This is a genomic window from Arthrobacter jinronghuae, from assembly GCF_025244825.1.
Taxonomy (GTDB): domain Bacteria; phylum Actinomycetota; class Actinomycetes; order Actinomycetales; family Micrococcaceae; genus Arthrobacter_B; species Arthrobacter_B jinronghuae.
The window spans coordinates 1,796,917-1,808,853 of sequence record NZ_CP104263.1 but is presented as its reverse complement, the minus strand read 5'-3'; the positions used below and the strand labels follow the sequence as shown (position 1 = coordinate 1,808,853).

The following is an 11,937-nucleotide window of genomic DNA, read 5'->3' as shown; positions in this document are numbered from 1 at the left end:
CCTGCAGCCCGGAACCTTTATCGGTTCCTGCGGTTGACTCTCCCCTGGCGTGCACGAAGTCTGGCACGCGTCAGGGGGAACCATCGCTAGGCACTCGCAGGGGAAACCACATGAAGAAGACGGCTAAAACACTATCGACGGCGATATTGGGTATCTGCGTCCTGGCGGGATGCGGCGTAGGTACCGGGCTTCCGGGCATAGGCGGCGGGAACGGCCATCCCACCGGCTCCCCCGGACCCACCAAGACTTCCACACCCACTCCCACCGCAACTTCCACCTCCACCGCGTCCCCTACGGGAACACCCACACCAACGAAGACCCCGACCCCCTCACCGACAGACGACGGCGGCGGGCACGGGAACGACGACGCCGTCAACGTGATCCTGATGGTCGGCGACGGGATGGGGACGGCTCAACGCGACGCCATCCGGCTGGCCTCGGTAGGCCTGAGCGGGGAACTGGCCATGGATTCGCTGCCCGAGGTGGGCCGGGTCCACACCAACTCCGCGGATCCCGGCACTTTCATCACCGACTCGGCCGCTGCGGCCACGTCCATGGCCACCGGGGTGAAAACCTACAACGGCGCCATCGGTGTGGATCTGGAGCAGCAGCCCGTGACCTCGGCGCTGGAAATCGCCGAACGGCTCGGAAAGTCCTCCGGACTGGTTACGACCGCCCAGGTTACGGATGCAACCCCCGCCGCTTTCGGCTCGCATGTACTGGACCGGGATGAGCAGAGCGCCATCGCTGCCCAGTTCCTGCGCAGTTCCCACCCGGAAGTGATCCTGGGCGGCGGCGAGGACTACTGGTACCCGGCGGGCAATCCGGGCAGGTACCCCGACAATCCCGCAGAGGACGAATCCGAGGAAAGTGCCGGCACCGAGGGCAACCTGGTGGAAGAGGCCCAAGACCAGGGGTATGAATACGTCTGGGATCTGCCCGGCCTGCAGGCGGCAGATAGCGACATGCTCCTGGGACTCTTCGCGAACGAGGAGATGTTCCAGTACGGGGACGACGTCGAAGAGGCTTACGAGCCCACGGTTCCGCTGACCGAAATGACCCGGAAAGCCATTGACGTCCTGAATAACAACCAGGATGACAACGGCTTCTTCCTCATGGTGGAGGAAGAAGGCATCGACGCCATGAGCCATGTCAATAACGGGGCGTTGACCATCGAGTCCGGCATCCAGTTCGACAACTCCGTCGCCCTGGCCAAGGAGTTCGCCGAGCAGGACGGCAATACCCTGCTGATCACCGTCGGCGACCACCAGACCGGCGGTATGACCATCGAACCGCTGGGGGATGCTTCCAACCCGGACAGCCCGGTGCAGGAAGGTCCGTTCGACGTCGCTGGTTCCGACCAGCAGTTCCAGATCGATTGGACTACCGGCGGCCATACGGGCGACGACGTACCCCTGACCGCGATGGGACCCGGCGCAGAAATGCTGACGGGCGTCTACGAGAACACCAACATCTTCGATGTCATGGTTTCGGTGATGCGCTCCGGCACGGAACGGGACTTTGACCTCCAAGCGCACCGCGGCGGACGCGGCGAAGTAACCGAAGAGTCCCTGGCAGCCTTCGCACACGCATTGGAACTGGGCGTCACCACCCTGGAACTGGACACGCACCTGACCGAGGACGGCCGGGTGATCGTCTGGCACGACGACATCATCCTGACCACAAAATGCGCTGATACGGCCCCTGCCACTTCCGGGGATCCGGAATTCCCCTACGTGGGCGACCGCGTAGCGGAATTGAGCCTTTTGCAGCTCCAGACCCTGAACTGCGGCTACCAGCAGCTGCCGGGTTACCCGGAGCAGGATGTCGCGGAGGGCAACCGGATTGCGGAGCTGAGCGATGTCTACCGCCTCGCCCGGGAATACGGTGCACGCAAAATCCAGTTCAATGTCGAAACCAAGGTCGAGGAGGGCCAGGCCGGCGGGCCGGGCAGTGTGGCCCTGACCGAGGCGGTGGTGGACGTGGTCCGGGATGCGAACCGGGAACGCCGCACCACCATCCAGTCCTTTGACTGGTCCACCCTGAACCTGCTCGAGCGGATCGCCCCGGAATTGACGCGGGTGGCATTGGCCAGCACGCCGGAAGACCTCGGCGTAGGCCAGCCGGGCGCAGCGCCGCAGCTGGGCGGAATCGATATAGATGACTTCGGCGGGTCCGTGGCCCGTGCCGCCCATGCCCAGGGTTACGACGTGCTGTCCCCCATCTACACCACCGTCACAGCGGAGATGATCGCCGAGGCACACGAACTCGGCCTGCCGGTCATTCCCTGGACCGTCAATGAGCTGGCAGACATGCACCGGCTCATTGACCTGGGTGTCGACGGACTCATCACCGACTACCCCACCCGGCTGCGCGCGGTAATGGAGGAGCGGGGCTTCGACCTGCCCCGGGCCTACCGCCCCTGAGTTCCTTCAAGGACTCCGGCAGCAAAGAACGGCTAAACACCGGACACCGTGCCGGGACCGAAGCATCGGTCCCGGCACGGTGCTGTCCAAGTACGGCGCTGTCCAAGTACGGTGCCGTTTCGGCAGGACAGATTCCGGATGGCATGCTGAACTAATGCCCGGTCTCTACATCCTCCCCTCCAGCTGGCTGCTCAATGCGACCCCCGAGGCGGTGTGGGAGACCGTGGCCAGCCCGGAAATGAGCTGGCCGCGCTGGTGGCCCGGCTGCACGCTCCAGGACCTCGCCACCGATCCGGGCGCCGATACCGCAGACCCAACGTCGCAGCTGCTGGCCACTACCGTCCGTCTGCGCTTCCGTGCCGCCCTGGGCTACGACCTGTCCATCACCATCCAACCCACCGCCGCGGTCCGGCCACGGATCATAGAGTTCGACGCCGGCGGAGACCTGGCGGGCACCGGCAGGATCCGCCTGTTCCCCATAGCGGCAGCCACCCCCGGGAACGCCCCCGATGACGCAGCGCAGACCCGGATGGACATCGACTGGCGGGTACGGCCCACACGGCGCTGGATGCGCCTGCTCACCCCCGTGGCACGGCCGGCCTTCGCTGCCGCCCACTCGCTGCTGATGCGGCAGGGCGAACGCGGCCTGCGCCGGGAGCTGGCTCAGGCCACCCGTCGCGGACTGCCGAACAAGGTCCGCACCCCGGGCGAGTAATGCACCGTGTCCGGCGGCCCCTCGACGGGAAGTCCGGCCGCAGGCACCAGTTCATCGTGAAAGTGCGTCAGCCGTGCCGGATGCAGCGGCCACGGCCGGTGCGAGATGGGAATGAACGCTGTCCGGCCGGCGAAAGCCGCGTGCAGTCCGAAGCGTGCCGTGAGCAGGACGGACAGCTCATCGTCAGCCTGCCGGGCATAGTCCGGCACCACCGCGAAAGACGAGCGGGCCTGCCTCCCGAACCGCTCGACGTCGTACCCCACCCCCCACCCCGAACGGGTGGGACGGCAGCGGGACCAGACGTACGGGATGCGCAGCGAACGGGCGGCCAGCACCGGGACGAGCCTCGAGGCATCCAGGCTCAGGAACAGCACTCCCCGGCTGCCGTCCCTGCCGCGCGAATACAGGCGGACATTAACCTCGGTGAAGGATCCGAAAAACGGCACGGAGACCCTGCCGAGCTCGGTCTGCGGCGCCCGGAAACCGATGAGCCCCACCCAGGTGGAACCGTGGAAGACATCCGGTTCGACGCCGGGCGGCATGTACGGGGCGGCAGCAGACGCGGGAATGCGCCAGTGGAGGAAAACCGTGCCGGCCCAGGTCTGGGCCATCAGTATCGGCGGCGTCACCCTTGGTCCCGCGGGCCAGGGATCCTCCGTGCCGTGGACGGGGGTACCCATGGCGCCAAGGTAACAGCGCGCCGGCCGGGCGGAAAGGGCAGGCTCGGGCTAGACCGCCGTATCCGGCCGTTCTTCGCCGAAGCGTTCCACGGCCGTCTTGCGGCGGATGCGGTCCAACCGGTTGATCACCGGTGCTGCCGTTATCCCGTGCAGCACGATGGATGAGGCCACCACCAGGCCAAGCAGGCCCCACAGCTGCTCCGCGCCGTCGAAGTTCCCCTTGCCCAACGCGTAACCGAGGTAATAGAGGGAGCCGATGCCGCGGACTCCGAAGAAGGCGATAGCCATCCGCTCGCGGGGGCCGGGCCGGCCGCCCAGCAGACCCACCCATCCGGCGAGGGGCCGGACCAAGAGCAGGAATGCGGCGGCCACCGCCACCTCGCGCCAGCCGACGCCTGACAGTAGTCCGCGGGCAATGGCGCCGCCGAGCAGCAGCAGCAGGACCACTGTCAGCAGCCGCTCCAGCTGCTCCACGTAGCTGTGCAGCACCCGGTGGTAGCCGTGGGTGCGTTCAGCGGCCCGGATGGTGACGGCACAGACGAAGACGGCAACAAAACCGTAGCCGTCCAGCATCTCGGTGATGCCGTAGGCCAGGAACGTGGCCGCCAGGGCCACAAAGCCTTCGGAGTGGTTGGAAAGGCGGATGCTTTCCAGCCGTGCGGAGAAGAAGAGGCGGCTCAGGACCTTGCCGGTGACGAGGCCGAGGAGGACACCCATCCCGATCCGCCAGAAAACGTCCACGGCGATCCAGTGCGGGAACCAGTCCGACGGCGCCGTCCCCACCAGGCTCATGCCGATGGCCAGGTAGACAAACGGGAAGGCCAGGCCGTCATTCAGCCCGGCTTCGGAAGTCAGGCCGAACCGGACCTCGTCCTCGGCTTCGTGCTCCGAGTCCTCTTCCTCGTCGTCGGCCGGTTCGCCCACCTGCACTTCGGAGGCCAGGACCGGATCGGTCGGGGCCAGCGCCGCGGCCAGCAGGACGGCCGCTGCCAGGCCCAGTCCGAGGATCCACAGGTTCAGCAGGGTCAGGCCCAGCAGGCTCAGCGGCATGGCAATGCCCAGCATCCGCCAGGTGGTGGACCACCGCCGCCAGCCGACCGGCCGGTCCAGTGCCAGTCCCGCGCCCATCAGGGAAATGATCACGCACACCTCGGTCAGGTGCGTGGTGAATTCCCCATAGCGCACCGGATCCGGGTCCGGCAGGTCCTTCAGGAGGCTGAACGTCAGCATGCCCGCACCAAGGAACACCATGGGCATGGAAACCGGAACGTTGCGCAGCACCTTGGGCAGCACTGCTGCAAGGAAAACTGCTAGGCCGGCTGCAAGGAAGACAAGGCTGGGTCCGTCAAACACCCCCCGACATTACCTTCGGCATCGGGCGCCCCGACAGGTGCCGCGCCGAACCGGCGTCGGCTCCCCTAGGCTTCGCGGATGGTGACCTGCCCGGGCTCCGCTCCCTCGGCACCGAAGACGAGCCAGCGGGTGGCGATTTTTTCGGTGAAGAACCGGTCGTGGCTGACCACGATGACGGCGCCCGGGAAATGCAGCAGGGCGCGTTCCATGACCTGCGTGCTGGACATGTCCAGGTGGTTGGTGGGTTCGTCCAGCAGCAGGACGGGAGCGCCCGAAAGCAGGCACTGGGCCATGGCGACGCGGGCGCGCTGCCCGCCGGAGAGGTTGCCGATCTTCTGCACCAGGTCCGCTTCGGAGAACTGGAACATCGTCAGGAAGCGGTTGACGGACTTTTTCGTGGCGCTGAAGGCCAGGGATCCCGGCAGCGAGTTCACCGCGTGGGTGACGGTGTCGGCGTCGTCGAGCTCCGCCAGCATCTTGTTGTAGGAAACCATGGCCGGCCCCTTCGGCCAGGTGACGTCGCCGGCGTCGGGCTGTTCTTCGCCCGTGAGCACGCGCAGCAGCGTGGTCTTGCCGCTGCCGTTGGTTCCGGTGACGGCGATGCGGTCCCCCTTGTTCACCTCGAAGCTCAGGTCCTCGAAGAGCACCTTTTCCCCGTAGGACTTGGACACACCGCGGACGCGGCCGAGTACGTCCTTGACGTGCAGGCCGTCGTAGATGCCGGTGATGATTTCATCCACGGGCCGGGGCGCGCGGGATTTCTTGATGCGGGCCAGCTGGGTGCTGAGCCGCCCGCCGGCTTTGGCCGCCTCGCGGCGGTCCGCAATGCCTTCGGCTTCAAAGGCCAGCAGTTCCGCCTCGTGGACGAACTGGGCCTGGAGGTTCTTCAAGCGGAACTGCTTCTGCACCACGTACTCGGCGAAGTTCCCCGGGTATTCGTGCAGGTGGAAGTTCTCCACCTCGATGATGCGGGTTACGACGGCGTCGAGGAACTTCCGGTCGTGGGAGACGATGATGGCCGCTCCCCGGAAGTCGCGGAACCAGCCCTCAAGCCATTCGACGCCGGCCACGTCCAGGTAGTTGGTGGGTTCGTCGAGCAGCAGCACATCGGGCTGCTCCAGCAGGATCTTCGCCAGTGCCGCGCGGTTCCGCCAGCCGCCGGACAGGGCGTCGATGGGGCAGACACGGTGCGCGGCGGTGAAGCCGAGGGTGGTGAGCACGCTGTCAATGCGGCGCGGATAGTCCCAGCCGTCAAGCCGGTCCATGGTTTCGAACAGTTCCGACTGGCGGCGGATGAGCCGGTCCATTTCCTTGCCGGAGGGATCTGCAGCAATAGCTTCATCGATGCCCGCCAGCTCAGCCTCGACGTCCTTGATTTCCGTGAAGACGGAGTCCAGGACCTCGGCAATGCTCGCCTGTCCGTCCAGTTCGGAGAACTGGGAGAAGTAGCCGATCTTCACGCCCGGTTCCACGGTCACGGTACCGGAGTCGGGCTGCACCTGGTCCAGGACAAGCTTCAGGATGGTGGATTTGCCGGAACCGTTCCGGCCGATCAGGCCGATCCGGTCCTTGGGCTCGAGCCGCAGGAACGCTTCACGCAGCACCTGCTTGTTCTCGAAGGAAGTATTGACGTCCTGCAGCCGGATCAGGCTCATGGTGTCCTCTCAAAGGGGTTGGTTTCCTCGCCCCGCGGGACAACGACCATTCATCCTATCCGCTGCTGCCGGCCGCAGCGGCGGGAGGCCGGCCTGCCGGCCCGGACTAGCCGCGCAGGGTGTAGCTGCTCTGGGGGCGGCGGTTGAGGTGTGTGGAGGTGTCCACGTAGCTGCCCAGGTTGCGGGGGCGGGTGAGCGCCCGGCGGCCGGTGGAGACGTAGGTCCCCTCGGCACGCGGGGTGCCCAGCGGGCAGTCATAGCGGCTGGTGTAGGTGCCCACTCGACGGGGCTGGGTTGCCGAAGCGGCATGTTCGGCAGAAGCCGTGGGAGCCGGGGTGCTTTCGGCGGCGGCTGTGCGGGGGGCGGCGGTTTCGGTGGTGGCCGCGGCGGTGTTTCGGTTGAGCAAGGTAGTCATGGGTGTCTCCTCAGTTGACGCTTGGGGTGAGACTCGGGCCGCGGCGGCAGGTTTTTGGGCAGCGTTCAGCCCGGGATGTGTCGCCGTTGATTGGTGCCCGCCGTAGGTATGGGCGGTGGTGCGCGTTAGCGGGCGGAGGAATCCGCCTGCTTGGCGCAGGTGCTGCAGATGCCGCTGAAGGTTACTTCGGCAGCCAGTACGGTAAAGCCGGAGTCGTCCGACGGGGTCAGGCAGGGTGCCTGGCCGATCACGCAGTCGACGTCCTTGATGGCTCCGCAGCGGATGCAGACCAGGTGGTGGTGGTTATCCCCCACCCGCGACTCGTACAGTGCCGGCGAACCGGCGGGCTCCACCCGCCTGGCCAGTCCGGCCTCGGTAAAGGCGGACAAGATGCCGTAGACGGCCTGCGCGGAAATGCCCGGCAGTTCCGCTCGGACGGAAGCCAGAACCTTGTCGGCGCTGGAATGCGGTTCCCGCTGCAGCGCTCCCAGCACTGCAGCGCGCTGTGACGTGGCTTTCAGCCCCGCTGACCGGATGTTTCCGGCCAGGGTTTCTGCTGTTTCCGCCGCGTTCTGCATACCTAAAACACTAACAGTTGTTTTGATTGCCTCAAGACAACTATGGCCCTTTTGCGCTGTGATTCCGGACGCTGTGACCGCCGCCGCAAGAAGGCGTTGACGCTGGCGAAATGCTTTAGTTTCCTTAGGTACCGAGTGCTTATCAACCAAAGGAGCCGACTTGCGGAAGTCCACGGCGGCAGTCTGGGAGGCCGTACATGCTGAGCGGCGGCGTCTCGCTGCGGACCTCTCCCCGCTGCGGGCCGAACAGTGGGAGGTGCCCTCGCTCTGTCCCGGGTGGAGCGTCCATGATGTCCTGGCCCATCTCGTTGACACGGCACGCACCGGCAGGGTTGGCTTCGTACGCGGCATGCTCGGCGCACGCCTGAATTTCGACCGCCTGAACCAGTACGGTGTCCTGCGGGAAAAGCGGCAGGACCCACAGGGCACCCTCCGCGCACTGCGGGAGGTGTCGGAGCTGACCCGGACGCCGCCGGTCAATCCGGCAACCCGCCTGGTTGAAGCGATCGTGCATGGTGAGGACATCCGCCGCCCCCTCGGCCTCGTCGGAAGCTATCCGGAACCCGCGGTTGTCCAGGCCCTTGCCTACCAGGTCCGGACCCCGGTTGCGTTCGGCGGAGGACGCGAGCGGGCTGCGGGCCTGCGGTTGGTCGACCGGCGCACCGGGACGGCGTGGGGCGCCGGCACCGAGATCGAAGCCGATGCCCTGGACCTGCTGCTCACCGTGTCCGGGCGCCCCGTGGAGCTCGACCCGCCCGGATAGGGGACGATGGAAAGGAAAGTAGTACATCACCGTAAGGACGAGGGACCATGGGCACTTTGAAAGAGCAGCTGCAGGCGGACATGAAGACGCACATGAAATCGGGCAACCGTGTGGCCCTGACCACCGTGCGCAATGTACTGGGCGAAATCACTACCCGGGAGAAGTCCGGGAAGACGCCGGTGGAGCTCGACGACGTCCAGATCGTGTCCCTGCTGCAGAAGGAAGCAGCCAAGCGCCGCGATACCGCCGGGATCTACACGGAGGCCGGTGAGACCGAGCGTGCTGCCGCGGAGGCGGCCGAGGCAGAAATCATCGAAGCCTACCTGCCCGCTCCCCTGACCCGGGCCGACGTGGAAGCCATTGTGGATGAAGCAATCGCGGATCTGCGTGCCGGCGGGGAAGAGCCGTCGATGCGGCAGATGGGACAGGTCATGAAGCCCGTCACCGCGAAGGTGGCCGGACGGTTTGACGGCAAGACCGTGAGCGAGATCGTCCGTTCCCGACTCGCCTAGCGGCAGCCGGTCCCACTGCTACTCTGGTTGCTGAACGCTCATTCCGCTGATCATCCGGAGGTACAGGTGCCCGCAACAGGTACGGGCCAGCGCCTGCTGGATTCCGCCACGGAGGCCTTCGCGGCGAAGGGATTCCACGGCACCACCACCCGCGACATCGCCACGGCCGCCGGGGTCACTCCCGGCGCCGTCTATGTCCACCACCGTTCCAAGGAAGAGCTGCTCTACAGCATTTCCCGCCTCGGGCACGAGCGCACCCTGGAACTGGTCCGTTCCGGTGCCGCCTCAAGCAGCGATCCGGTGCAGCAGATCTCGACCATGGTGCGCGACTTCGTCCAGTGGCAGGCAGCCAACCGCACCAAGTCCAGCGTGGTGAACTTCGAGCTTGCCGCCCTCACGGAGGACCACCGGGCCGAGGTGCTGAAGATCCGCCGGTCCGTGGACGCGGAGTTCCGGACCGTCGTCGACCGCGGACGGCAGGAAGGCCTGTTCGATATCGAGGACACCGGCCTTGCCGTCCTGGCCCTGCTCTCCCTCTGCGTGGACGTGGCGCGTTGGTACCGCAGCGACGGACGGCAGACCGCGGCCGGCATCGGGGAACACCACAGCCGGTTGGCGCTGCGGATGCTGGGCGCCGCCGTACCCGCGGAGCCCTAGCCCTGTTGACCGCTTCGGGCTGCCCGGCATACTGGAAGCCCGAACCTCAACAAGCGAGGTGCAGCATGGCTGAACCGACAACGCTGGTCTCCGGGATCGGCATGGGTGAATCCGCCCGCTGGCACGCCGACGAACTTTGGTTCGCGGACTGGACGGCGGGGACCATCTCCGCACTGAGCCCGGACGGGGACGTGCGGCGGGTGACGGCGGTGCCGTCCTTCCCCATCAGCTTTGACTGGCTGCCGGACGGGCGGATGGCCGTGGTCTCCGGGACGGACCGAACCGTCTTCCTGGAAATCCCCAATGCGGGGCTGGTCCCGCACGCGGATTTGAGCGGCCTGTCGGACCACCCCTGGAACGAGATTGCCGTGCACCCTTCCGGCAACATCTATGTGAACGGCTTGGGCTACGACTATTCGGCCGACCCGCAGAGCAGCGGGATCGTCGCGCTCATCCGGCCGGACGGCTCAGTGGTGCAGGTGGCTGACGGCCTGGCATTCCCCAACGGCATGCTGGTCTCCGACGACGGCGCCAGCCTCGTGGTCGCCGAGTCCCACGCCGGCCGCCTGACGTCCTTCGCTATTGCCGACGACGGCGCCCTCACGCCTGCCGGGGAATGGGCAGCGGTCTCGGGCAGCGCACCCGACGGCATCTGCTGGGACGGCACCGGGGGCATCTGGTTTGCCGAGGTGCCCGGCGAACGCTGCGTCCGGGTCCGGGAGGGCGGGAGCGTGGTGGAAACGGTGCAGCTGGACCAGGGCTGCTTCTCCTGCGCCATCGGAGGCAACGACGGCGGCCTGCTGTTTATGCTGACCGCCCAGTGGCCGGAGGTGATGGATCCGGCCACCCCCGGCACCGGGCAGGTCCTGGGCCTGCGGGTCCGCTGACGCCGCTGACCCGCCGAGCCGCCTTAAGCGAACGCGGACAGCCCGGTGATGTGCCGGCCCAGGATCAGTGACTGCATGGAATCGGTGCCCTCATAGGTGAACACCACCTCCATGTCGGTCAGGTGCCGGGCCACGTGGTTTTCCAGGAGCAGGCCGTTGCCGCCCATGATGTCGCGGGCCTCCGAGCAGACCCAGCGGCCCTGCCGGGCGGCGAACATCTTGGCCATCGACGCCATGGGGCCGGTCATCTTTCCCTGGTCGCCAAGCTCGTTGAGACGGAAACAGGTCAGCTTGATCGCGGTGACCTGGGCAAGCATGTTCGCAAGCTTGTTCTGCACCAGCTGGAACCCGGCAAGGGGCTGACCAAACTGCACCCGGTCCTTGGCATACGCCACGGCAATCTCGTAGGCGGCCACGGCATGCCCCAGCGCTTCCCACGCGACTCCCCCGCGGGTGGCCGCCAGCACCTTGTTGACGTCCTTGAACGAGTTGCAGTTTACCAGGCGGTTTTCCGCGGGAATGCGGAGGTCCTCAATGACGATGTCCGGCTGCAGCACGGCCCGCTTGCCGATCTTGCCGGTGATTACGGTCGCCTGGTAGCCGGCGGGGTGGTTGCCGTCGGCATCCTTTTCCATCACGAACGCCTTGACTGCACCGTCAGCTTCGTCGCGGGCATAAATGATCACGATGTCGGCAAAGCTGGCGTTGCCGATCCACCGCTTGTTGCCGTTCAGAATGTAGGAATCGCCCTCCCGGCGGGCGGTGGTTTCCAGCGACACCGAATCGGACCCGTGGGTGGGCTCGGTCAGGGCAAACGCGCCGATCTTCTCGAACCTGGCCATGGCGGGCAGCCAGCGCTGCTTCTGCTCCTCGCTGCCAAGCATGTCGATGCTGCCCATCGCCAGGCCGGAGTGCACGCCGAAGAACGTGTTGATGGAGCCGTCGCCGCGGGCAAGCTCGGCCGCGGCGGTAGAGGCGGCCAGCCGGCTCATCCCCGGGCAGCCGTGCCCCTTGATGGTGCCGCCGGCGATGTTCAATGCGGCCAGCTTGGGCACCAGCTCGTACGGGACCTCTGCCCGCTCCCAGTAGTCGTTGATGACCGGCAGCAGATCGTTGTCAACGAACGCCCGGACCCGGTCCCGCACGTCGCGGGCCTCGTCGTCCAGCAGTTCGTCGAGAAGGTAAAGGTCAGCGTCGACGTCGCCCACTGCGGTGGGGTCGAAGGCTGGGCGCGCGGTCTGCGTGACGGTCATGGGGGCTCCTGACGGAAGGGCTAACTAATCGTTCATTTAGTAT

General features: G+C 66.5%; 12 protein-coding genes. 6 read left to right on the top strand and 6 right to left on the bottom strand.

What is annotated here, in order from left to right; genetic code table 11:
- Nucleotides 1-110: 110 nt before the first annotated feature.
- Both N2K98_RS08495 and N2K98_RS08490 read left to right on the top strand, forming a co-directional pair.
- Entirely contained in the window at nucleotides 111-2,426 is a 2,316-nt protein-coding gene (locus tag N2K98_RS08495; RefSeq protein WP_255865526.1) for an alkaline phosphatase, read from the top strand.
- 154 nt (nucleotides 2,427-2,580) lie between these two features.
- A complete protein-coding gene (locus tag N2K98_RS08490; protein WP_255865525.1) occupies nucleotides 2,581-3,141 on the top strand; it encodes an SRPBCC family protein in 561 nt (186 codons plus the stop codon).
- Here N2K98_RS08490 and N2K98_RS08485 read toward each other — a convergent pair.
- The 5 genes from N2K98_RS08485 to N2K98_RS08465 form a co-directional block, all read right to left on the bottom strand.
- The gene (locus N2K98_RS08485) at nucleotides 3,090-3,821 is read right to left on the bottom strand and encodes a YqjF family protein (protein WP_255865524.1); all 732 of its coding nucleotides are present in this window, start codon (nucleotides 3,819-3,821) and stop codon (nucleotides 3,090-3,092) included. The genes N2K98_RS08490 and N2K98_RS08485 overlap by 52 nt on opposite strands.
- 48 nt (nucleotides 3,822-3,869) lie before the next feature.
- Complete coding sequence (locus tag N2K98_RS08480) at nucleotides 3,870-5,174, bottom strand: cation:proton antiporter (RefSeq protein ID WP_255865523.1); 1,305 nt, start codon at nucleotides 5,172-5,174, stop codon at nucleotides 3,870-3,872.
- Nucleotides 5,175-5,239: 65 nt separating this feature from the next.
- A complete protein-coding gene (locus tag N2K98_RS08475) occupies nucleotides 5,240-6,829 on the bottom strand; it encodes an ABC-F family ATP-binding cassette domain-containing protein (protein ID WP_255865522.1) in 1,590 nt (529 codons plus the stop codon).
- 106 nt (nucleotides 6,830-6,935) lie between these two features.
- Nucleotides 6,936-7,244, bottom strand: a complete 309-nt coding sequence (locus tag N2K98_RS08470) for a hypothetical protein (protein ID WP_255865521.1) — start codon at nucleotides 7,242-7,244, stop codon at nucleotides 6,936-6,938.
- 125 nt (nucleotides 7,245-7,369) lie between these two features.
- Nucleotides 7,370-7,822 carry a Fur family transcriptional regulator gene (locus N2K98_RS08465; RefSeq protein WP_255797817.1) on the bottom strand — a complete coding sequence of 151 codons (453 nt, stop codon included), beginning with the start codon at nucleotides 7,820-7,822 and terminating at the stop codon, nucleotides 7,370-7,372.
- 160 nt (nucleotides 7,823-7,982) lie between these two features.
- On the opposite strand from N2K98_RS08465, the gene N2K98_RS08460 reads away from it, so the two are divergent.
- The 4 genes from N2K98_RS08460 to N2K98_RS08445 all read left to right on the top strand — a co-directional run bounded on the left by N2K98_RS08460 (nucleotide 7,983) and on the right by N2K98_RS08445 (nucleotide 10,641).
- Entirely contained in the window at nucleotides 7,983-8,585 is a 603-nt protein-coding gene (locus tag N2K98_RS08460) for a maleylpyruvate isomerase family mycothiol-dependent enzyme (RefSeq protein ID WP_255865520.1), read from the top strand.
- Nucleotides 8,586-8,632: 47 nt separating this feature from the next.
- Entirely contained in the window at nucleotides 8,633-9,097 is a 465-nt protein-coding gene (locus N2K98_RS08455) for a GatB/YqeY domain-containing protein (protein ID WP_229952037.1), read from the top strand.
- A 66-nt stretch (nucleotides 9,098-9,163) separates the two neighbouring features.
- Nucleotides 9,164-9,754 (top strand): TetR/AcrR family transcriptional regulator, encoded by a 591-nt coding sequence (locus N2K98_RS08450; protein WP_255797820.1) that lies wholly within the window; start codon nucleotides 9,164-9,166, stop codon nucleotides 9,752-9,754.
- 65 nt (nucleotides 9,755-9,819) lie between these two features.
- Nucleotides 9,820-10,641 carry an SMP-30/gluconolactonase/LRE family protein gene (locus N2K98_RS08445; RefSeq protein ID WP_255865519.1) on the top strand — a complete coding sequence of 274 codons (822 nt, stop codon included), beginning with the start codon at nucleotides 9,820-9,822 and terminating at the stop codon, nucleotides 10,639-10,641.
- A 23-nt stretch (nucleotides 10,642-10,664) separates the two neighbouring features.
- Here N2K98_RS08445 and N2K98_RS08440 read toward each other — a convergent pair whose 3' ends face one another.
- Nucleotides 10,665-11,894: an acyl-CoA dehydrogenase family protein gene (locus N2K98_RS08440; protein WP_255865518.1), complete on the bottom strand. Its 1,230-nt coding sequence runs from the start codon at nucleotides 11,892-11,894 to the stop codon at nucleotides 10,665-10,667.
- Nucleotides 11,895-11,937 lie beyond the last annotated feature (43 nt).